Annotated in this window: 25 protein-coding genes and 1 pseudogene; 15 read left to right on the top strand and 11 right to left on the bottom strand. The window is 61.9% G+C overall.

Annotated features, from left to right (window positions below):
• Positions 1-5: 5 nt before the first annotated feature.
• Both HNQ99_RS07345 and HNQ99_RS07340 read right to left on the bottom strand, forming a co-directional pair.
• On the bottom strand, positions 6-320 hold the full coding sequence (locus tag HNQ99_RS07345; RefSeq protein WP_184475003.1) for a type II toxin-antitoxin system RelE/ParE family toxin: 315 nt from the start codon (positions 318-320) through the stop codon (positions 6-8).
• Between the two features lies 1 nt (position 321).
• Positions 322-579, bottom strand: coding sequence for a ribbon-helix-helix domain-containing protein (locus tag HNQ99_RS07340; RefSeq protein ID WP_037487091.1), 258 nt, complete (start codon positions 577-579; stop codon positions 322-324).
• Positions 580-699: 120 nt separating this feature from the next.
• On the opposite strand from HNQ99_RS07340, the gene HNQ99_RS07335 reads away from it, so the two are divergent.
• Positions 700-909 (top strand): hypothetical protein, encoded by a 210-nt coding sequence (locus tag HNQ99_RS07335; RefSeq protein WP_184475002.1) that lies wholly within the window; start codon positions 700-702, stop codon positions 907-909.
• On the opposite strand, the gene HNQ99_RS07330 is transcribed toward HNQ99_RS07335, so the two are convergent.
• Entirely contained in the window at positions 893-1057 is a 165-nt protein-coding gene (locus HNQ99_RS07330; RefSeq protein WP_221232619.1) for a DUF6771 family protein, read from the bottom strand. The genes HNQ99_RS07335 and HNQ99_RS07330 overlap by 17 nt on opposite strands.
• Before the next feature lie 209 nt (positions 1058-1266).
• On the opposite strand from HNQ99_RS07330, the gene HNQ99_RS07325 reads away from it, so the two are divergent.
• From HNQ99_RS07325 to HNQ99_RS07295, 7 genes and pseudogenes are all read left to right on the top strand, one after another.
• The gene (locus HNQ99_RS07325) at positions 1267-3408 is read left to right on the top strand and encodes a ParB/RepB/Spo0J family partition protein (RefSeq protein ID WP_184475000.1); all 2142 of its coding nucleotides are present in this window, start codon (positions 1267-1269) and stop codon (positions 3406-3408) included.
• A 97-nt stretch (positions 3409-3505) separates the two neighbouring features.
• Complete coding sequence (locus HNQ99_RS07320; protein ID WP_246414778.1) at positions 3506-3703, top strand: hypothetical protein; 198 nt, start codon at positions 3506-3508, stop codon at positions 3701-3703.
• 84 nt (positions 3704-3787) lie between these two features.
• On the top strand, positions 3788-4255 hold the full coding sequence (locus HNQ99_RS07315) for a DUF6878 family protein (RefSeq protein WP_184474998.1): 468 nt from the start codon (positions 3788-3790) through the stop codon (positions 4253-4255).
• 10 nt (positions 4256-4265) lie between these two features.
• Positions 4266-4631 carry a DUF6915 family protein gene (locus HNQ99_RS07310; RefSeq protein ID WP_184474997.1) on the top strand — a complete coding sequence of 122 codons (366 nt, stop codon included), beginning with the start codon at positions 4266-4268 and terminating at the stop codon, positions 4629-4631.
• Positions 4632-4712: 81 nt separating this feature from the next.
• Positions 4713-5231 carry a hypothetical protein gene (locus tag HNQ99_RS07305; RefSeq protein WP_184474996.1) on the top strand — a complete coding sequence of 173 codons (519 nt, stop codon included), beginning with the start codon at positions 4713-4715 and terminating at the stop codon, positions 5229-5231.
• Positions 5218-5433: a DUF6117 family protein gene (locus tag HNQ99_RS07300; RefSeq protein ID WP_184474995.1), complete on the top strand. Its 216-nt coding sequence runs from the start codon at positions 5218-5220 to the stop codon at positions 5431-5433. Before HNQ99_RS07305 ends, HNQ99_RS07300 begins: the two co-directional genes overlap by 14 nt.
• A gap of 171 nt (positions 5434-5604) precedes the next feature.
• Positions 5605-6990, top strand: a pseudogene (locus tag HNQ99_RS07295) (strawberry notch-like NTP hydrolase domain-containing protein); the annotation flags it as partial.
• 123 nt (positions 6991-7113) lie between these two features.
• Here the strand turns inward: HNQ99_RS07295 and HNQ99_RS07290 are convergent.
• Entirely contained in the window at positions 7114-7863 is a 750-nt protein-coding gene (locus HNQ99_RS07290) for an SDR family NAD(P)-dependent oxidoreductase (protein WP_184474994.1), read from the bottom strand.
• A gap of 108 nt (positions 7864-7971) precedes the next feature.
• Positions 7972-8211: a hypothetical protein gene (locus HNQ99_RS07285; RefSeq protein WP_246414776.1), complete on the bottom strand. Its 240-nt coding sequence runs from the start codon at positions 8209-8211 to the stop codon at positions 7972-7974.
• A gap of 533 nt (positions 8212-8744) precedes the next feature.
• On the opposite strand from HNQ99_RS07285, the gene HNQ99_RS07280 reads away from it, so the two are divergent.
• Positions 8745-9290, top strand: coding sequence for a MarR family winged helix-turn-helix transcriptional regulator (locus tag HNQ99_RS07280; protein ID WP_184474993.1), 546 nt, complete (start codon positions 8745-8747; stop codon positions 9288-9290).
• On the opposite strand, the gene HNQ99_RS07275 is transcribed toward HNQ99_RS07280, so the two are convergent.
• Positions 9287-9523: a hypothetical protein gene (locus tag HNQ99_RS07275; RefSeq protein WP_184474992.1), complete on the bottom strand. Its 237-nt coding sequence runs from the start codon at positions 9521-9523 to the stop codon at positions 9287-9289. The two genes, HNQ99_RS07280 and HNQ99_RS07275, sit on opposite strands and share 4 nt — an antisense overlap.
• A gap of 100 nt (positions 9524-9623) precedes the next feature.
• Here HNQ99_RS07275 and tnpA point away from each other — a divergent pair, with 100 nt between their 5' ends.
• The 3 genes from tnpA (at position 9624) to tnpC (ending at position 12031) form a co-directional block, all read left to right on the top strand.
• Positions 9624-9989 carry an IS66-like element accessory protein TnpA gene (gene tnpA, locus HNQ99_RS07270; protein WP_184474991.1) on the top strand — a complete coding sequence of 122 codons (366 nt, stop codon included), beginning with the start codon at positions 9624-9626 and terminating at the stop codon, positions 9987-9989.
• Positions 9986-10327: an IS66 family insertion sequence element accessory protein TnpB gene (gene tnpB, locus HNQ99_RS07265; protein ID WP_322790337.1), complete on the top strand. Its 342-nt coding sequence runs from the start codon at positions 9986-9988 to the stop codon at positions 10325-10327. The genes tnpA and tnpB overlap by 4 nt, the downstream gene beginning before the upstream one ends.
• 93 nt (positions 10328-10420) lie before the next feature.
• On the top strand, positions 10421-12031 hold the full coding sequence (gene tnpC, locus HNQ99_RS07260) for an IS66 family transposase (protein WP_221232628.1): 1611 nt from the start codon (positions 10421-10423) through the stop codon (positions 12029-12031).
• A gap of 30 nt (positions 12032-12061) precedes the next feature.
• Here the strand turns inward: tnpC and HNQ99_RS07255 are convergent, their stop codons facing one another.
• A complete protein-coding gene (locus HNQ99_RS07255) occupies positions 12062-13057 on the bottom strand; it encodes a multidrug effflux MFS transporter (RefSeq protein ID WP_184474988.1) in 996 nt (331 codons plus the stop codon).
• A gap of 70 nt (positions 13058-13127) precedes the next feature.
• Complete coding sequence (locus tag HNQ99_RS07250) at positions 13128-13637, bottom strand: nuclear transport factor 2 family protein (protein WP_246414774.1); 510 nt, start codon at positions 13635-13637, stop codon at positions 13128-13130.
• 825 nt (positions 13638-14462) lie between these two features.
• Here HNQ99_RS07250 and HNQ99_RS07245 point away from each other — a divergent pair.
• From HNQ99_RS07245 to HNQ99_RS07235, 3 genes are all read left to right on the top strand, one after another.
• Positions 14463-16076 (top strand): GMC family oxidoreductase N-terminal domain-containing protein, encoded by a 1614-nt coding sequence (locus HNQ99_RS07245; RefSeq protein WP_184475212.1) that lies wholly within the window; start codon positions 14463-14465, stop codon positions 16074-16076.
• A 62-nt stretch (positions 16077-16138) separates the two neighbouring features.
• A complete protein-coding gene (locus HNQ99_RS07240) occupies positions 16139-17623 on the top strand; it encodes a carotenoid oxygenase family protein (RefSeq protein ID WP_184474987.1) in 1485 nt (494 codons plus the stop codon).
• Positions 17624-18167: 544 nt separating this feature from the next.
• Positions 18168-18491, top strand: a complete 324-nt coding sequence (locus HNQ99_RS07235; protein ID WP_184474986.1) for a hypothetical protein — start codon at positions 18168-18170, stop codon at positions 18489-18491.
• On the opposite strand, the gene HNQ99_RS07230 is transcribed toward HNQ99_RS07235, so the two are convergent.
• From HNQ99_RS07230 to HNQ99_RS07220, 3 genes are read right to left on the bottom strand one after another with little or no spacing between them, the layout of a single operon-like run.
• Positions 18488-19306, bottom strand: a complete 819-nt coding sequence (locus HNQ99_RS07230) for an SDR family NAD(P)-dependent oxidoreductase (protein WP_184474985.1) — start codon at positions 19304-19306, stop codon at positions 18488-18490. The genes HNQ99_RS07235 and HNQ99_RS07230 overlap by 4 nt on opposite strands.
• On the bottom strand, positions 19307-19825 hold the full coding sequence (locus HNQ99_RS07225; RefSeq protein ID WP_246414770.1) for a DUF3237 domain-containing protein: 519 nt from the start codon (positions 19823-19825) through the stop codon (positions 19307-19309).
• A gap of 19 nt (positions 19826-19844) precedes the next feature.
• A complete protein-coding gene (locus HNQ99_RS07220; protein WP_322790336.1) occupies positions 19845-21113 on the bottom strand; it encodes an MFS transporter in 1269 nt (422 codons plus the stop codon).
• Positions 21114-21257: the final 144 nt, after the last annotated feature.

The following is a 21257-nucleotide window of genomic DNA, read 5'->3' as shown; positions in this document are numbered from 1 at the left end:
CGATCTCAGGCGCCATCATCTTCGCGGAAACGGTCCATCTGGTGCATGCGTTCGTGCAGGATGGTGACGATCCCGACAGCGCCGTCGGCGAGCAACCGCCAATAGACATAGTGATGTTCGTGGCGGCAATAATAGCCGTCGACGTCGAATTCGGCCGGTATCACGCGCCAGAGCAATTCGCGGCGCGCGATCCGGTCGAAGCAGGCAAACAGACCGCGGATAAAGGTTTCGGCCTGCTCTTGGCCCCATGTGTCGCGGGTATAGACAAAAATCTCGTCGAGCCGCTGGCTCGCGATCGCCGAAACGCGAAATGCCGTCATGTCACGCCCGGCGATTGCGGGCGATCACGGCCTCGGCATCCAATGCGCCATAGCTGTCTTCGGGCGCAGCAAAGGCGCGCGTCAGCTCCGCTTTGAGGCGCTGAAACTGCTCTGCCTCGCTCCTCTCCTTGTCGCGTCGGATCAGGTCGCGCACATATTCGCTGACATTCTCATAGGCGCCCTGATCGCCGACATTGGCCGCGACGAACTCGCCCAGCGCGCCGCTGATCCGGACATTGAGCGTGATCGGTTTGTTCATGCGAGCCTCCTTTTGTCCTTATATAGTTCAATATTGTGGACAGAGGCAAGGGTAGCCCGTGGGGAAGCGTCGGCACCGATCATCTGCTATGTCATGGGTCGCAGTTTTGGAGTCGCCCCCATGCCCAAGAACCGCATGACCTTCCACGATCCCCGCGACGAGCTGCCGCCGGTGACGATCGAAATCCTGAAAGGCGATGTGTTGCGTTTCACGCAGGTCGATCGCGAGGGCCGCACCAATGTCGTCACTTTCTCCGAGCGTTTCGACGTTCGCCGCGGCGTCTTCGACGTCGCGGCGCGGCCCACATCTCCGCTCACAGTGGAAGGTTGAGCTGGTTCACATCGGGAGGGGATAATCCGTCCAGCCTTTCGATGATCGTTGCCGCCAATGCATCGGCGGCCCGCTCGCGCATCCGTTCGTCCGGCATCGTCAGACCGATGCGCGCCCATCCGGGCGCCGCCAGCAGGACGGCAGACAATTCCTGTCGTTCGATTCGCTCCACGGCAGAATGAGGACAATAGCGAACTTAATGGCAAGAGCATTGATACCGACCTGCGGTATCGGAGCGTCGGGTCGCGTTAAGGCCTGCCTGCGGCAGGCCCTGAGAGGAAGAGGGAAGCCCTTGGCTTCATGACGGGCTGGGAAGCCGGGAGAGAGTCTCTCGGCGGCCCGTCATGGAGAAGCCCCATGGTCAAAGCGCCCCAGAAACTCATCCTCAGCGGCTCGCGCGACATTCCGTTCGACCGCCTGCATCTGTCCCAGTCCAATGTCCGCCGGGTGAAGGCCGGCGTATCGATCGGCGAACTGGCGGAGGACATCGTCCGCCGCACGCTGCTCCAGAGCCTCAACGTGCGGCCCATTCTCGACGCGGAGGGCCAGGAGACCGGCCAGTTCGAGGTGCCGGCTGGTGGCCGGCGGTTCCGGGCGCTCGAACTGCTGGTGAAGCAGAAGCGGCTCGCGAAGGACGCACCCATTCCCTGCGTGGTCAAGGCGGCCAATGATGTCGTCTCCGCCGAAGAAGACAGCTATGCGGAAAACACCTTCCGCGAGCAGCTTCATCCGCTCGACCAGTTCCGCGCCATGCGGGCGATGGTGGACAAGGGCCAGGATATCGAATCGATCGCCGCGCACTTTCTCGTGACGCCGGCGGTCGTGAACCAGCGGCTGAAGCTCGCCAAGGTCTCGCCCAAGCTGCACGAGATCTATGCCGAGGACGGCATGACGCTGGAGCAGCTCATGGCCTTCTCCGTCTCCGACGACCATGAGCGCCAGGAGCAGGTCTGGGAACTGCTCGCTCACAGCTACAACCGGTCGGGCGCCTACATCCGGCAGAAGTTGACCGAGAACAGCGTGCGCGTTGCGGACAAGCGGGTGCGGTTCGTCGGGGTCGAGGCCTATGTCGAAGCCGGAGGCGGCGTGATGCGCGACCTGTTCGAGGATGACGATGGCGGCTGGCTGACCGATCCCGCCCTCCTCGACCGGCTCGTCACCGAGAAGCTTCAGGCCGAAGGTGAAAAGATCGGCGGCGAGGGCTGGAAGTGGGTCGCGACCGCCGTCGATCTGCCCTGGGGTGTTGCCGACGGCCTGCGCGAGATTGACGGCGTGTCAGTCCCGCGCACTCCCGAAGAGGAGGCGCGGCTCGCGGAACTGGAGGCCGAGGCCGAGAAGATCGAAACGGAATGGTCCGACGACCCGAATGTGCCGGATGAGGTGCATGAGCGCATTGCCGCTATCGACACTGAGATCGGCGCGCTGGTCGAACGACCGCTGACCTTCGACGCGCAAGAGATGGCGCGGGCCGGCGTGTTCGTCTCGATCGAGGTCGATGGATCGCTCTGCATCGAGCGCGGCTATGTCCGTCCCGAGGATGAGCCGGTGATCGAGGCCGAAGACGGAGAGGCCGATGCCGTTTGCGGCATCGACGGCGCCTCTGCCGGAGAGGAAGGCGATACGCTGGCTGGCACGGCCGAGACCAATGTCGTGCCGATCGGCGCGGCATCTGTCGGAGATGACGAGGAGGATGGTGAAATCCTCAAACCCCTTCCCGATCGCCTCATCGCCGAGCTTACCGCCTGGCGCACGCTTGCCCTACAGGATGCCTTCGCGCAGAACCCGTCCACGGCATTCGCGGCGGTGCTGCACGCTTTCGTGCTCAGCACTTTCTACACCTACAGCCGCGAATCCTGCCTGGAACTGTCGCTCACCAAGGTGTCGTTCGGTTTCGCGCCTTCGGGCTTGCGCGACAGCGCGCCGGCCAAGGCGATTGCTGAGCGCCACAAGCGCTGGGCCGACCGGCTGCCGGACAGCGACAAGGATCTGTGGGACGCACTGCTACAGTTCGACGGGGCCGAGCAGGCGGCGCTGTTCGCGCATTGCGCCTCGCAGGCATTGAACGCACAGCACGAGGTGGTGCCGAAGTATGACAATGGCCGCATCTCGAAGCATAGCGTCGAGCGGCGCATCGCGCACAGCCATGTCCTCGCGCGGGCCGTCGGCCTCGATCTGGTCGGCGCGGGCTGGCGTCCGACGGTCGAGGGCTATTTCCGCAGCGTCACCAAGCCGCGCATCCTTGCCGACGTCGCCGAGGCCAAGGGACCGAAGTTCGCCGAGATGATCGACCATCTCAAGAAGGGCGACATGGCGAACGAGGCCGAGCGGCTGCTGGAGGACGCAGGTTGGCTTCCCGAGCCGATGCGGACGCCCGAACTGCTCGATGCGCCTGCCGACGATCCGGCAGGGGAGGCCGAAGCCGCCGAACTGCCGGCCTTTCTTGATGACGATGCGCAGCCGGTCGATGACGGCGGTGAAGGCCTCGCGGCAGCGGCCTGACATCCGGGCGGGGCGGTTTCGGCCGCCCCGTCCATCCTCCCTTCATCATTCGAGCCCGGCGCATTTCACGTCGGGCTTTCGCATTTTCAGGAGTCAAATGATGCGAACTTCCCAGATCGATACCGCGACGCCGGATGAACTCGCGCCTGTGTTGCTGCTCGCGCTCCAGCGACTTGGGCAGCTTGGCCGCCCCGGCGCCATCGCTCTCGCGCGGCAGGTCAAGGACGACGACGCCGATTTCGACGAGGCGGCCGAATGGATCGCCGACATCGCCTCTGGTGGTCTCCGAGAATGATCGGGCACCGCCATTCATCCTATTTTCACCAATCCCCAAAAGCCCGACCCCTGCGTCGGGCTTTTGCCTTTCAGGAGATCCGCAATGACGGACGCAACCCAGCCCGCCATCGACATGGCGGCAATCATGCAACGTTTTTCGCAGTGGGAAGCCGATGCCGCAAAGCTCGTTCCCGAAAACAAGGCACGGCTGTTCGCCCGCCTCGCTTCGGCGGGTCTCACGCTCGTAACCGTCACCTTCGACGGCTATGGCGATAGCGGCCAGATCGAGGATGTCGCCGCCTTCATCGGCGATCAGCCAGCCGAATTGCCTGGCGGCACCATTGAAGTGAGGATGCTGGACCATGGTGCCGACCAGCCAGCCGCCAATAACCTGTCGGCAAGCGAATCGATCGAGAACCTCGCCTATGACCTGCTCCGCCAGACGCATTGCGGGTGGGAAAATAATGACGGGGCTTATGGCGAGTTCACGTTCGACGTGACCGCCGGGACGATTTCGCTCGACTATAATGAGCGGTTCACCTCGTCCGAAAACTACGCGCACGAATGGTGAGGAGGCGATGATGGGACATTGTTATCACCATGCGCTTTCCTCGGTCCGCAAATGGGGCGGCGAGCCGGAAGACTATCTGCCGCTCCACCAGTGGTTCGATGAATCCAAGGCGATCACCGCGGATTTCCGGCACCGCGCACTGCGTCATCACGCCGAGGGCATCTTCATGCTCGAGCGCTTTTTCGGCGCGACGATCACCGTCTCGACGGGGCGCGTCGTTCCCGTTCGCCTGATTGGGGAGCAGCATGTTCGCGAGGATCTGGGGTTCATCCCGAGCTTCGCCGACTGGGTGCGCTGCGTCCGGCCCGAACCCTGGATGGGCCGCGCGCAGCCGATCCACCGCGACGTCGATCCGTTCGATGCCGTCGCCGCCTGACAAACGGCGCTCGCGCATTGTTAAACAACCACTGCCCTCGGCGCCCATCGCCGGGGGCAAAACATATCAAGGAGCCAGACGATGGCCGACTATTACACTCCGACCGTGGTCGAACCATTTATTCCGCTCAGCGCCATGCTGCCGATCGAACGCCTGTTCCTCGCCCAGGTGTTCGATGAGGAAATCGCTGACGAGACTGCCTATTACTACAGCGAGGACGGTGCCAACGACCTTATCTTCATGCCCGTTGGCGACGTCCGGGCAGCCCTCGATGCGGCCAAGCCCGACACCAGCCGTCTTGCGCAAAAGCTGCTCGAAGAGCAGCCCGATGCGATTCTCGGCGAGGATGACATCGAACTCGACATGTGTGGAGATCTCTGGGCCGACGTGCTGCAGGACATCGTACGCCGCTCGCCAGACCTCGACCATCTGACCGTGACCATGGCCTTCACTTGTTCGAAGATGCGATCAGATGGCTTCGGCGGGCTCGCCATGCTGATCACTGCCGAGACCATCCGTTCGGAATCGACCAACACGCTGTTCGACCGCTTCTACAAGGAAGCTCAGGCCAACGGGGAGATCGGTTATGGCTATCCCTGATTATGCCCGCACCAACTTCGATACGCTGGTGAAGGCTGCCAAGGCGGGCGATCTGGCGCTGATGGAATGCACGGAGGTGGAAAGCGGCGAGACCCGCTACGTAATCTGCGCCGTTGGCCGCGATCAAGGCGACTATGTGATGACGCCGTTCGGTCATCTTGCCCCCGGCAACCCCTACGAAGCCTATACTCCACCCGCTTGAGCGCGCCGTAGTGCTGTGAATCGTGCGGCAATCTGGCTGTCTGAGCGATCATTCGCGCCAGCGGCGTGAGAGGAAGAGTCCTGACCGGTACGGGGGAACCCGGCCGGGCCCTCAAGAGGGAGAGCACCCGGCGGGTTTCACCTGTTCCCGCTCTCCCGGAGACCTTCACTCATGACCCATATCCTGTCCGACGCGGCGCTTTGCGCCGCGCCTCTTGCTGCTGCGTCCGGCTTTGCGGAGCGGGCGGATGCCCTGCTGACCGCCGCGCGCAGCCTTCTGCCGGCGATCGAGGCCGGGTGTGCCATCGATGCGGTGCAGATCCGCGCGGCAATGACTGAAGCTTTTGGCGCGAGCGATTCCGAGGGTGCCTGGGACTGGAAAAGCGCCTATGACGCCTGCGAGGCCGCCGAAATCTTGTTCCTGCGCCGTTATGGTCAGGCGATTGTCGGCCGCGCGGCGCTGAACGCGCTGGCGCTGATCGAGCGCATCGCTGCCTTGATGCCCACGCACACCCGCCGCTCGGAAACCTCCCAGGCTCTGCAGCAATTCTCGACGCCGCCCGGACTTGCCTTTGTCGCGGCCGTGGCGGCTTCAATCAGCCCTGGCGATCATGTGCTCGAGCCGTCCGCCGGCACCGGCATGCTCGCCGTCCATGCCATGCTGGCGCGGGCAGGGCTCACGCTCAACGAACTGGGCGAGACCCGCGCGGACTTGCTGCGGCTACTGTTTCCGGATGTGCCGGTCTCGGGCCATGATGCGGCCTCGATCGACGATCGGCTGCCATCCGCCGTCCGCCCGAGCGTCGTGCTAATAAACCCGCCCTTCTCGGCGGTGGCGCATGTCGAGCGCACCATGAAGGACGCGGCGCTGCGCCACATCGCCTCAGCGCTGGCGCGTCTGGAACCGGGCGGCCGTCTGGTGGCGATCACCGGAGCAAGCTGCGCGCCCGATGCGCCGGTCTGGCGCGACGCCTTCGCGCGGTTGCAGGAGACGGGGCGCATCCTGTTCACTGCTGCCATCGACGGCAAAGTCTATGCGAAACATGGCACGACGATCGACACCCGCCTGACCGTTATCGACAAGCTGCCGGCCGAAGATCCCAGTCAGTTTCCTGAAAGCGCTGGCGTCGCGCCCGACACCGCGACCTTGCTCGCCTGGGTCCAGGCCCAGGTTCCGCCGCGCTCGCCCACCACACCGTCACCAGTCGCGGCCCTGCCGGTCAAGGCAGCCCGGACCAGAATCCGCGCCGCCTCAACCGCCTCCGTGCCTTCGACCTTCGAGCCGGAACCGGTCGAGCTGGCCTATGACATCGTCGACTGGACGCCGCCTGCGGAACGCCTGGGGGACAGCATCTATGAACCCTATGCACTCCAGTCGATCGCGATCCCCGGTGCGAGTGCGCATCCGACACCCTTGGTCCAGTCCGCGGCGATGGCTTCGGTCGCGCCGCCCAAGCCCTCCTACCGGCCGCATCTGCCGCCGCAACTCGTGACGCTCGGCATATTGTCCGATGCCCAAGTCGAATCCGTCATCTATGCGGGCGAGGCACATGGTGGGTGCCGCCCCAGGGGCTGTTCGCAATGGTTTGCACGCGCGGGAACCGCAGACGCACCTCCATCGCGAATTCCAGCTTGGGGTTGTCGATCGTCGAAAAAACGCTGTCCATTCCGTTTCGTCCTCTCAACTTAGTTCGAGCGTACCGCCGTCGACGAAGAGATTGGCGGCAGTAATGAAGCTTGCATCTTCTGACGCGAAAAAGAGTACAGCGCGGGCCACCTCTTCGGGCCTGCCCATGCGGCCCATCGGTGTCGCGTCGATCATCGCTTCTCGCAGCCTGTCGACCGCATGGCCGGTCAGGCCGGGATTGCGATATAGCAATGGCGTTTCGATGGGGCCGGGGCTTACGAGGTTGACACGGATGCCCTCACTCACCAACTCCCCCGCGATCACCTTTAGTGCAGCAGCGAGACCACCCTTGGCGGCAGCATAGGTCGTGTTGCCGGGCACGAATGCGTGCGCACCGATCGATCCGGTCACCACGATCGATCCGCCGACGCCCATCAACGGCAGCGCCTTCTGGATCGCGAAGATGCAGCCGCGCAAATTGATATTATGAACCTCGTCCCAATCTCGCGGTGTGATGTCGCGCACCGACGCAAAGCCGCCAACGCCCGCATTGGCGAAAAGCACATCCAACCGCCCATGCTGGGCCCTGATGGAGGCAAGCACGGGCTCGAGACTGTCCAGATCGGAAACATCCGAGCGGTAGCCCGAGGCTCCGGGAATGCTGGTGACAGCGCTTTCGATCGTCGTTGGGTCTCGCCCTGTGAGGTGGACGATGCCGCCCTCCGCCGCAAAGGCTTGTGCGCTGGCCAACCCTATTCCGCTATTGCCGCCAATGACGAGTATGACCTTGTCTTTAAAACGCATATGCCTTCTCCCGTCTGGCGCTAAAATTGCGAGTGGGGGTTGGGGCGTCCTGCAGGTAGATCCTGCTTAACGTCTGACATGGCCACCGGCGGACTTGATAATGGACAATCACATGGCCGCCATTGCCAAAGGCGCATTTGACGTCGTGCGCTGCAGCGGGGCTTTGGACCGGAACCTTCCGCAGAAGCGTATTGAGCGGTTCCAGCCCGTTATCGACGCGCTGGTTGTGCTGGTATAATCGGGAGTGATGCAGCGATCTGCGGCGTTGGCATCGAAAGGAGCCAGCACATGCTTGAACATGTCCTTGGCCAACTTCAGCGTGCGCTCTCCGCGCGGCGTTCTGCTCACTTTTCAGTCCCTCTTACCGCTCGTCCTGGCGGGCTCGTTCATTAATAGTAACGATCGTTAATGACTTATGCAAGGACCAAAAACGAGCGGGGGAAGGATGATGGAGCAGGCGGATTATGAGCGTTACGCACGGGCGTTCAACGATCGGGATTATGACGGTATTCAAGATATTATGCGCGGCGCGCGCGGATGACATTGTTCACGATCGATTTGAGCGCTCGGGAGGCGTCAAGCGATCCTACGGATTTCCCCACGGCGATGACGGGATCGCGTCATCATCGAAAATTTCACGACCGGCGACAAGCTAGTCGCGCTCGAGCCCTCATCGAGGTAGAAGTTGCGCGACCCGATGGCTAACATGCTCAAAGCGGAAGGGCTGGAGTAATTCGTTACCATTGTGAAGAGCGAGGTGCAGCAGATGTGGTGATATATTCACTAGCGTCTTGCGGATGGAAAATTCACGAGCGCTGATCGTGTAATAGCGTGATGGCCGGTGCTTGACTCACTGGCACCCAGATGTGTTAGGCGAAAATATGTCCAAGAATATCGCCCGTACAGCAGTAGCCGCGGTGGATGACCCGCCAACCCCGCAAACGCGCGAAAGCCCTTCGTCCGTCGCGCTGCATGGCGTTCTGAAGCTTGCTAACAAGCTGATGGCGCCATTCGCGACCTATCTGGAACATCGGCACAAGATCAGCCTCAACGAGTTTCGCCTGCTAATGCTCATTGGACGCTTTCCTCATACTGCGAGCCATGAGTTAGTGGAGCTGACCGGGGTAAATCCGATGAGCGTTTCAAGGGCCGTTGCAACGTTGCAAAAGCATGGTCGCATCTCTGTGGATAGGGACGAGGCGAACCGGCGACGCAAGACACTGAGCCTGACCGCGGAAGGCGAGCGCTTGTACAAGGCGATGCGTCCCCAAACGGATTCGGTAGCGGACTATCTTGTCTCTGCTTTGAAGCCCGCGGAGATCACAAATCTGAATGCCATGCTTAGCAAACTGATCGACACGCTCGAAGCGCGCGATGACGCTGGGGTTTCGCTGTTCCTGGATCGCACAAGACCCCCTGAGGATTAACCTGCGTTCTCAACTGTCTCGCTCAGGCGTAGCATGGCCATCGTCGCCAAGACCAAAATGAATCCCGCGCCCAATATGCTGATGAGGGGTGTCATCGTGAAGGAGGGGAAAAGCGAAACCGCGACGCTCCCGGCTGCTGTCACCCCAAGCTGCAGGGTGCCGAGCAGACCAGCGGCGGCGCCGGCACCCTGCTCGGATGCGTCGAGCGCCGAGATGGCAGATGGTGTCAACATCAGTCCAGATACAGCGTATCCATCCGGCGGCGGCCGCCTTGTCGTGCAGGTGAAGGCCCGCTCTTAAGAGAGCTCGTACGAGCGCACATAGGAGCGGTAGGTGGGCCAGATCACGGTGTTTTCAGGACCTGAGCGCCGCCGGCGGTGGAGTGACGAGCAGCGGCTCCAGATCCTGGCGGAGGCCTTCGCGCCCGGTGCTTGCCCTACCGAGGTGGCGCGGCGGCACGAGATTTCGACGGGGCAGTTGTACACTTGGCGCAGCAAGCTCGCGGTGGATGCGCCACCTGCACCCGACGACGGGCATGGCCCTGGTTTCGCCGAGGCCGTGGTGATCAATGGCGGAGATACCCCATTGTTGGGCTCGAGCGCAGCCATCGTCATCGATCTGCCGCGCGGCCGTCGCATCACCATCTTTCCATCAGCATCGCCGGCGCTGGCAACAGCGGCGTTGAAGGCGCTGCGGTGATCCCACCGGGCGCGCGGGTATGGATCGCCATGGGTCACACCGATATGCGCAAAGGCATGCAGGGCCTGGCGCTGATCGTGCAGCAAGCGCTGCGCCGCGATCCCTTCGCCGGCGACCTGTACGTCTTCCGCGGCCGCGCCGGATCGCTGGTGAAGATCGTCTGGCACGACGGGATCGGGATGTCGCTTTATGCCAAGAGGCTCGAGAAGGGCCGATTCATCTGGCCCTCGGCGACCGACGGGATCGTGGCGCTGACGGCATCACAACTGGCCTGCCTTCTCGAGGGCATCGACTGGCGTAATCCCCAATATAGCTGGCGTCCCCAGAGCGCCGGATAGACTGTTCGCCCCCGCATTTTGGTCTTGCGGGAAGGAGCGACAAGTGATTCACTCAGCCTCGTGGTCACCGCCATTTCTGCCCTGCCGAACGATATGGAAGCGCTGCTGGCGTTCGCTGCAGCAGCCGTTTTGCGAGCCGACGAAGCCGAAGCGAGGCTGGCCAATGCCAATGCCCGCGAGAGTGCCACCGCAGCGCTAATCGCTCATTTGAAGCTGCAGATCGCCAAGCTGAAGCGCGAGCAATACGGCGCCAGCGCCGAACGCACCCGCCGCCTTCTCGACCAGATGGAGCTGCAGCTCGAGGAGCTCGAAGCCGACGCCAGCGAAGACGCCCTTGTCGCTGAGGCCGCCGCCGAGAAGACCGCCAGCGTTCGCAGCTTCGAGCGCAAGGCCCCGGTGAGGAAGCCCTTTCCCGAGCACCTGCCGCGTGAGCGCGTTGTCGTGCCATCGCCCTGTTCGTGCCCGGCTTGCGGCGGCGCCAAGCTGTCGAAGCTAGGCGAGGATATCACCGAGACGCTGGAAGTGATCCCGCGCCAGTGGAAGGTCATCCAGACCGTCCGCGAGAAGTTCGCCTGCCGGGATTGCGAGAAGATCACGCAACCGCCAGCACCCTTCCACGTCGTGCCGCGCGGATGGGCAGGCCCCAGCTTTCTCGCCATGCTGTTGTTCGAGAAGTACGGCCAGAACCAGCCTCTCAACCGCCAGGCCGACCGGTTTGCCCGTGAAGGTGTGCCGCTGAGCGTATCGACGCTCGCCGATCAGGTTGGCGCGGCTGCTTTCGCGCTGATGCCTGTCTTCCGGCTGATCGAGGCCCATGTCTTTGCCGCCGAGCGATTGCACGGCGACGACACCACCGTGCCGGTCATGGCCAAGGGCAAGACCGATACCGCCCGATTATGGGATTACGTCCGGGATGACCGTCCATTCGGCGGCGCCGATCCACCAGCCGTGGTGTTCTACTACTCACGCGACCGCCGCGGCGAACATCCGCAGGCGCACCTCGCATCCTGGTCAGGGATCCTGCAGGCGGACGCCTATGCCGGGTACGGCGAGCTCTATGCTCCCGATCGCCTGGCCGGGTCCATCCTGGAAGCGGGATGCTTCGCCCACGCGCGCCGGAAGTTTTTCGAACTCGCCGACGTCGAAGGCGCGGCGCGCAAGAAGAGCCGCGGCGAGAAAGCCGGGATCATCTACCCTATCGCACTCGAGGCGGTGCAGAAGCTGGACGCCCTGTTCGACATCGAGCGCGGCATCAATGGGAAGAGCGCGGCCGAGCGGTTCGCCGCGCGGCAGGATCTGAGCGCCCCGCTGATGGCCGAGCTCCACGCCTGGCTGAACGCGCAGCTCGCCCGGATCTCGCGCAACCACGATCTCGCCAAGGCCATCAACTACATGCTGCGCCGCTGGGACGCGTTCACCCGCTTCCTCGATGACGGCAGGGTCTGCCTCTCCAACAACGCCGCCGAACGGTCGCTGCGCTGTGTGCCCCTTGGGCGCAAGTCGTGGCTATTCTGCGGCTCCGACCGAGGTGGTCAGCGAGCGGCGGTCGCTTATTCGCTGATCCAAACCTGTCGCCTCAACGACGTCGATCCCCAGGCATGGCTCGCCGATGTCCTCGCCCGCATCGCTGACCATACCGTCAGTCATCTCGACGAGTTGCTCCCGTGGAACTGGCGGGCCGCTCAGGTCGCTCTCGCCGCCTGATCCATCTTCGCCGCGGTCCTCGGCGTATGCTTACGATACAGCGAAGATCAGCATGGAATAGCCTTGCAAAAGTGCGAGCGGCATATGCGTGGTCGTGGTCGCAGCGAGCGCGATGATGCCGGTGGCCACGGTCGCGATAATCACCACAATTGTCACCAGTCGCAGCACGCCCAGCCGCCGCATCAGGTAGGGCGCGAACTGCGTTGCGACGATGGAGACGATCGCGTTCAGCGCCAGGAGCAGGCTGTATTGATGCGGCGTCAACCCATAGCCTTGGGAGAAGAGGAAGGGTGCAGCGGTGACAAAGGCAAAGGGGATCGTTGTCGCCATGCCTGCAACGAAGGCCCAAGCGACGAAAGTGGGTTTTGCTAGAAGATAAGCGGAAGCCTGCAAAATTGATTGCGACGCGACGCGACGCGCTGGCGGCAACGTTTCGGGGAGGAACAGCGTAACCACGAGTACCGCCGTCACCCCTGCGCTCGCCAAGATGACGAACAGGCCCTGCCAGGAGGTCGCTCGGAGCAAGTAGCTGCCAGCGAGTGGCGCAAGCACTGGGGAAATGCCGATGATGAGAAAGGTGAAGGCCATCAGTCTCGCGGCATGATGGCCGCTGTGCTTATCGCGGATCATCGCTCGGACGCTGGACGTGCCCGCGCAGGCCCCCATGCCTTGCAGGAAGCGTAGGGCAACCAACTGGTCAATATCGCGTGCCAGAGCGCAGCCAAGCGAGGCAGCGGCGAACAATGCAAGGCCCCCGATTAAGGGCTTGCGTCGACCAAAGCGGTCGCCGAGCCACCCGAGCGGAATTTGTGCAATGGCGAGCCCGAGGAAAAAGGCGGAGAGTGACCGCTGCACCGCGCCGCTATCCACCCCCATTGCACGCGCCATCGTCGGCATGGCGGGCAGATAGAGGTCGATCGCGAAGGGGCCAAGAGCAGAAAGCATTCCGAAGGCCAGACCCAAGAACAGGCTCCGCGCGGCTCCGCTTTTAGGCTGCGACGAGTTGTCGCCGCTATTGATCGTCATTCATGATATCCCGCCGTAGAATTAGTTTTGCTGCCGTTTGCTTTGCGAGTGGCGGTTCAGCGCTTGAAAGTTAGCGAATCGGGCCGCTCGCACGGCATCCATTCGCTACGAGCGGGGAAGCTTTTGAGCACATCACCATCCCACAGACGTACGATGCGCTGCTGTAACCGTGACTTGCCATCCTTACTTTGAACGCGTGATGATCACACCGGCCTGCAAAGCGCAACAGGTAGGGCAGTTCGTCCTCGCATCCCGTCAGGAAGGCAAAGCTGCGCATTTTGCAGCTGCCCTCACCCTGCCGCATGTACTGGACCTGAGTCACATGATGCTGGTGCCTCGGGAACCCCTCAGCGTCGCGATAATGTTCGGTGAGGCCACGAATGCCATCATGGCCCACCCACACGTCCGGCTCGTCGAACTCTTCCTCGCTCACATCCGCACATGGTGTGATACAGGCGAGGAACGCCTCGACGTCGCCGATGTCCAGCGCCCAGCTGTATGCGGCGACCAGGTCCTGCCGGGCAAAGCGGCCCTCAATCGACAATGACGGCAATATTCCTTCCTCTCCACAGGCACACATGTTGACGCAATCCTAACAATCGTTACAATCATGTGCAACGACATTGATGATTAGTGAGAGGACGCCCATGGGAAAAACCATCGTGACCGGAGCGTCCGGCTCCTTTGGTGGCGCTGCAGCTGAGCTTTTACCGACGGCATGGATACCGGAGGATTTCGTTCTGCTATCGCGCATGCCAGCCAAGCGGGCGCACTTTTGCGGAGCGCGGCGCAGATGTCCGTCAGGCGGAATTCGATGATCCTGGAACGCTTCCTGCGATGAAGGGCGGCGAACGGATGCTCCAAATCAACATTGCACACGTCGGCTCGCGCATGGGTCGGCACTGCAACGTCTTAGAAGCAGGAGGGGCGCGGGGCGCGCAGCATATCGTTTACACCTCACTGATCTTCGCCGACCGACCAGATAATCTGGCCGTCTTGAAGAATGATCACCCCGCAACGAGGGGGGCGAAGTCGCGTCCGAGCCGCTTGGGCAGGCGCCGGGCGGCACACCGGCGGTGTTGGCGAGTGGGCAGGGAATATTCTCTGGGACTTGCGCCTGCTGCCATTTCAATCCGCTTCGCGCCAATGCGCCGGAACTTCGCAAGACGGGTCCGAGCGCGCACGAGGCCCCGGCAGATCTTGCTTGTGGGATTGCTAGCATCCAGTCGCGCGCCGCATCGGGGATATTCTGACCGCGCAAGATTCAACTGCAATCCGCGCCTGGCTGATTGCCGAGCAGGTGACGACGCGAGCGCAGGAACGGAAGCTCGAGACTGAAGGCGAACCAGTCGACGCGCTGAATGCGACGACCAAATCTGGCTTTTAAGGAAATGAAGGACGCATGATGCAAGAACCGGACCTCATTGTCGTCGGGGGCGGATCGGGCGGCGCTGCGATGGCAGGGCGGCTCGCCGACGCTGGCTTGAATGTCACGCTCGTTGAGGCGGGGCGTACCGATCGTCATTATCGCTCGCGGGTCCCCGCGTTCACTAGCGCGGTGGTGCAGAACCCCGAATTTGACTGGTGCTATCAGGTGGAGCCCGACCCGACCCTGGGCGGGCGCGCGGACATCTGGCCTGCAGGCAAGCTGCTGGGTGGCGGAAGCGCGCTCAATGGCATGATGTTCATTCGCGGACATAAGTGGGATTATGACGAATGGGCGCGGGATGGTGCGCAAGGCTGGGACTATGCCTCCGTCCTCCCTTATTTCCGCCGCATGGAGGATAATGAGCGCGGCGCGAATGCCTGGCGCGGCACGGGCGGGCCGATTGCGGTGTCGGAAGGGCGGGCGCGCTATCCCATTACCGATGCATGGATCGAGGCGGCTCAGCAGGCAGGAATCGCGCGCTCCTCCGATCTGAACGGCGAGCATGCCGAAGGGGTCGATTATGTCCAGGTGTCGCAGCGTAGCGGCACGCGTTGTTCCGCTGCCCGCGGTTATCTGCATGAGCGCAAGAGCGACAATGCGCCGCACATCCTGCTCGAGGCGCAGGTGTTACGCATCATCGTAGAGCATGGCCGGGCGACCGGCATCGCCTATCGGCACGATGGGCAGGAAAAGCAACTGAATGCGCGACATGGCGTCGTGCTGAGTGCTGGCGCGATGAACACTCCGCGCTTGTTGATGTTGTCCGGCATCGGGCCGGCCGATCATTTGCGGGCTGTGGGGGTCGACGTTGTATGCGATCGGCCGGGCGTGGGCGCCAATCTGCAGGATCATGTGGGTATACATGTTGTGAACGATGTCGAAGCGGTCACGCTCAATAGCGATGCAAAGGGCCTGCGCGGCGCGTGGCAAGTCATGAAATTCGCCTTGGCACGCAAGGGGGCGCTAACGACCGCGATCGGCCACGCGCAGGCTTTTGTGAAAAGTAGGGCTGAGCTGCCAGCGCCTAACCTCCAGATATCGTTCGCTGCCTTCGCCTTCGATTTTGATAAACAAGGCCGGTTGATGCTGCGCCCAGATCCGTCAATCTCGACACTGGTCGGTCTGATGCGTCCCAAGAACCGTGGGCGCATAACGCTGCGCTCAGCTGATCTGCTGGCGCCGCCGGTCATCGCGCATCAGCAACTGAGCAGCGAGGATGATATCGATCAGATCATCGAGGGCATTGCTATCGCGCGAGAAATTTTAGAGCAGCCGGCCGTCGCCCCCTTCATTAAAAGCGAGTTGCGGCCCGGTGCGGGGATGACCGACCCGGCGCAATTGCGCGATTACGTGCGCATGGCTTCCATCCCGCTCTACCATCCTGTCGGCACGGCGAAAATGGGTCGCCAAGATGATCGGATGGCAGTTGTCGATGCCGATCTGAAAGTGATTGGCCTTGAAGGGCTGTGGGTCGCTGACGCGTCGATCATGCCGACGCTGCCGCAGGGTAATACCAATGCGACGGCCATCATGATCGGCGATAAGGGGTCGGATCATGTGATCCGCACGCTGCGCAAAAACGAGGTCTGAGCTTGGCTTTAACGGTAACGAATGTTATTGTTATCCAATAAGGGGCATACAGGAGATTGATGGTGCCGAACTTCCCAAACAGCATTCATTTCACAGGATTGAATACACCGGTCGGCATCGAATGGTCGGTGCGCAATCTTGATGTGATTGGGGAAATACCGCCCGAGGTTGATGGCGCCTTCTTTCGCGCGGTGCCCGATCCTGCCCTATCCCCCAAATATGGTAATGATATCGTCCTTTCCGGCGATGGCATGGTGGCCCGTTTCGACATAAATGGCGGCAAGGTCGATTATGCGATCCGTTACGTCGAGACTGAGCGTTATAAGCTGGAACGCGATGCGCGGCGGGCGCTGTTTGGCCAATATCGCAATCCTTTTACGGATGATCCCGCCGTCGAGGGCAAGGATCGCACTGTCGCCAACACCACGCCGGTCTGGCACGCGGGGCGCCTGTTCATGACCAAGGAGGATGGCCTCGGCTATGAGATTGACCCGCATACGCTGAAGACCATCGGGCGCTGGGACTTTTATGGCGCGCTGCGCTCTAAGACTTTCACGGCCCACCCCCGTATCGACCCTGAAACGGGCGAAATGTTCTTCTTTGGTTATGAGGCTGGGGGCCTGTGCACCAATGATGTCGCTTATTGCATTGCGGACAAGGACGGTAATCTGATTAGCGAGCAATGGTTCGCGCAGCCCTATTGCTCAACCATCCACGATTTTGCGATCAGCGAGAAATACGCGATTTTCCCGATCTTCCCAACGACGGCCGACCTCGACAGGCTCAAGGCAGGCGGCGCGCATTGGGCGCATCATCAGGATCTGGAAAGCTGGGTCGGCATCATGCCACGCTATGGTAAGGTGGAGGAGATGCGCTGGTTTCGTGGGCGCCCCGGAATCTCGGCCTTCCATCTCGTCAACGCATTCGACGATGGCGATCTGGTGCATCTCGACCTGTGCCTTTCGGACACCAACGCGTTTGGCTTCATGCGCGAAGCAGGCGGCATCCAGCGCGAACAGCGCGAGATTGGTGGCGGGCTTACGCGCTGGACGTTCGACATGAGCAAGGATGGCGAAAGTTATGAGGAGCGGGTGATGGGTCCGCCGGGCGACATGCCGCGCCTGCGCGATGTCGACCAGGGTCGGCCTTATCGCGCCGCCTGGTATATGAGCATGAATCCCCAAGGTGGCCCGCCGCTGCCGGGCGGGCCGGTGGGCGCTGCATTCAACGCGATGTTGCGGATCGAGCCGGGCAATGGCCGGATCGAGATGATGCCAATGGACTTTGGTATGGCGATCAACGAACCGGTGCATGTTCCCTCGACCGCGCCCGATCATGACGGATGGCTGCTCGCGGTGGTCGATCGCCAGAATGGCGACAATAAGTTTCAGTCCGAGCTATGGATTGTAGAGGCGGGGGCTATCGCCAAGGGGCCGATTGCGCGTGTGCCAATGCCGCTGCCAATGCGGGCTCAGGTGCATGGCAGCTGGGTGTCTCGCGCACAGCTCGACAATGCGCGGGTGCGGCCTGCGGAACTCGCGGCGTGAGTCATGCGCGTGCTGGTCTGGCCGGTTATGCGCGGTGCGGTCGCTAGGCTAGGTGCGTTGCCCGCGGAGGCGCCATGTGATAGTCGATGAACTCGGCGGCAACAGCGTTCGTGGGGACTGGTAGAATATCCCCAAGCAGACTGTGGTTGATGAGATCGTCGCGGCTGGGCATGGCGTACGCTGACAGAAGCGATAGTGCCGACTGGTCCGCAGCGCAGGCGCTTGGAGATCGCATCTGCAAGAAGCCTGGCCACCTCGCTACCCATGCGGATGATGCTGGGTCGGTCATTCTTGTCTTCTAGGGATCTGAGACCGAAGATTGGCGAGATTGTGGAGGGCGCGACGGATGCCGCTGCGCGGCATTGGCGCGGGCAAGCTCTTCCATTGCACACAATAGTCAATATCACGCCCCCGCCGGGGGCTGCACCGCATCCCTCATCTGGCTCTTTAGCGCGACCAAGGTGGCGATGGCGGCGTTAACGATGAGCGCCAGGAGCTGTGGTCGCTCCGCGTGCGCGTGAACGCGCCTTCACCGATTGCGTGAGTGCAGCTGACTGAAAATATACCGCAGGAAATCCGAGAAATGTTGGCGTTGCTGGAGGGCCATGATCAACTCGCGCCCCAACATGCCGCCCGGCTCTCGTTGCCCCTCTTCCGAGGCGCGCTTTACAGCGCAATTGCAAAGGCGCGCGCAGGGGCATATCTCTGTCAGCCCCGGGTGGCGGCAGATTATCGTACCGACAATGGCGGTATGCAGTGGGACAGTTACCGCCTTGAAACAATCACGCATATCCTTGCCGACCCAGGAGATCGACGGGTCGATGGCGGCGCGGACTGGTCGAACGATAACTCCCGTCACTCACCCTAGGCGGAAGGCCAAGCTTCCAGCACTGCTTCAACCCGCGCCTCGAACTTGTCGCGATGCGTCGGGTGAGTGATGATGTAAAGCCGCTTGGCAATGATGCCCTCCAACACCATCCGGGCCACATCGTCGGGGGCCATCCATGTGTCCGATGTGTCGCGTTCGCGATCCTCCGGGGTCGTCGCACGAGCCGCCACATCCCCCATGAAGCGAGCAGGTCGGTTGGCGTCAATATCGAGGATATTGCTGCGCACTAGGCCGGGGCACAGCACGCTCATGCCGATGCCAGCTTCGGAAAATTCTGGCGCGAGGGCCTCGCTGAGCGCAACGATCGCAGTTTTGGTCGTGCCATAGATCGCCATCGCCGCAGGCACTGTCGCGAGCCCGGCAAGGGAGGCGGTATTGACGATATGACCGCCTGATGCATTGGCGCGCAACAGCGGTTCGAACGTCATGATCCCATTGATGACGCCGCCAAGATTGACCTGCAGGCCAAAGTCCCAATCGGCATAGCTTACTTGAGCCCAGCTACGCTGGAGGCCGACGCCTGCATTATTCACGAGGATATCGACCTGCCCAAAGTGACCGACTACCGTATGCGCCGCCTGCGCCATAGCCGCCCGGTCGCTGACATCGATCTGTATGAAAACGAGCCGCCCCCCATACTCTACGAGGTCGGCTTGCGCCTGCGCAATATGATCTGTGCGAAGATCAAGCACCGCAATCTGTGCACCCGCTGCAAGTAATGCCCTCACGATGCCAAGGCCAATACCACTTGCACCGCCAGTCACCACGGCGACTTTGCCATCAAAGGCGTCCATTCAGAGGATCTTGTAATAGCGAACGACATTGCCATCCGCTAGCCGTGAACCAGCGCCGATGAAGGCGTGCTGGGCGAGCCAGTCATGCTTTCCCCGCGGCACGTCAAAGCTCGTCAACGTGCGGAAATAATATTCGTCCGGACTGACAGTCTCATCGCTCGCGCCATTGGCGAACCGGCTGAAGCGTGGCATCACATCGGGCGTGCGCCCCCAGATGAAACCCCGGTTGTGAAGCATGATCGGCGTGCCGTCCGCTTCCTGCAGCAGGTAGCGCGCATCGAGCTGGACCACCCCGTCACTGCGAAATGTTGCATAGTCCCCGCCGCTAGCTGGAAGCACCGCGCCATTAAGCGTAGGACCGCGAAATTCTCCTGCCGAGACAACGACCATACCCTTGTCTGGACCGGTGGGCAGGTCTTTCAGGCGGGGCAGGGGATGGAAGCGCAAGCGTACTTCCAACGCAAGCTCAATCCCCGGCACTTCGGGAAAATTCTCGATCTCATCGAAAAGGGACATCATTTGTTTCGTCCTGAATGGTTTAGTGTCGTGCGCGCTGGGCGGCAGGCACGAGCCAGGTCGCAGCGAGGCATGCGGCGGGGGCGAGTGCAGCATAAAGGAAGAAGCCAGTAACGCTGATGCCTGAAGCGATCAGCCACCCGCCGACCATTGGCCCGCCAATTGCGCCGATGCGCGCCACCGCGACGCCAAAGCCAATGGCCGTCGCCATGTAGCGCGCCGGGAAGAAATCGGTCGCGATCCCAACGAGAGCCAGATGAACGCCCGCAGTGCCACCTGCTGAAAGAAACAATAAAGCGCCCCAAGTCCAGGGGTTCGGCGGCACGAATGTAAGGCTGACAAACGCAAGGCCGATTGTTGCATATGCTGCGCTTAGTACCCTCGTTACCCGGCTCCTATCCACCAATTTGGCAATCACCAGGCCAGCGACAAGGCCACCAAGATTCACAATCGACATGAAGCGGGCGGAGAGACCAAGCGAGAAGCCAACCTTAGGCAGCAGCGTTGGGATCCAGCTGCTCGTCAGATAGATGGCAAATGCATTGAGGCCATAGATCAGGGCGAAGGTGACCGTCGCGACGAGCAGCGGGGGGCGCAATATGTCAAGCAACTGGCCGCCTCTGCGCGCAGGCTTTGTGACGGATGTTTCGTCCTGCCGTTCGGGCAGCGAACCCTTGCGCGGGGTCAGGAAGAATAAGACTATAGCCAGCAACACGGTGGCTATGCCAGGCAGTAAAAAGATGGCGCGCCAGCCGCCGAACGACACCAGGAGCGGTACTACCAGTCCTGACGTTATACCGCCGATGGAGATGCCCAGGGAGACGATCGTAATTGTGCTCGCCCGCTTGCCTTCCGGAGCCCAGAGCGCGACCTGTGCGGTCACGTTAGGAAGGCACGCGCCGAGCATCAGTCCCGTCAGCAGCCGCCAGGTTGAAAAGCCGGCCACACTGTTTGCGCTCGCCGTCCCGATCGTCGTGAGCCCGATCAGCGCAACGGTGACGATGATCGTGGGTCGACGACCGAAGCGATCACCAATAGGCGCGAGCAGCACGGCGCCCGCCCCAAGTCCTACAAGCACGGCAGAGAGCGCAAACCCGAAATTGGCGGCGGGAATTTGGAGTTCCCGCACGATATGCGGCAGCGCGAGCGGTAGTGCGGCAAGGTCATAGCCATCGATGAAGAGGATTATCGCACTCAGGGTGAGCCCGAGCACCAATTGCGGGCTGAATGGGCGTGCGGGTTCATCCTTGGGCATGGGGGCGGCCGGGACGGACGTAGAGGCTAAGCTCACGCGCTTTGCATTTGTGCGGCGAGCATGGCAGGGAGATCCCAATCGACATCTAGAGCAACGAGCCATTAATCTGCAACATACCCAGCGTGTTTGAGATAATTCCAGCATTCGTCTGAGGAGTAGAGTTCGCAGATTGAGCCGACA

Source organism: Rhizorhapis suberifaciens (assembly GCF_014200045.1).
In the GTDB taxonomy this organism is placed as follows: domain Bacteria; phylum Pseudomonadota; class Alphaproteobacteria; order Sphingomonadales; family Sphingomonadaceae; genus Rhizorhapis; species Rhizorhapis suberifaciens.
Note: the sequence above shows the minus strand (reverse complement) of the source record. Positions and strands in the feature narration are given on the sequence as shown.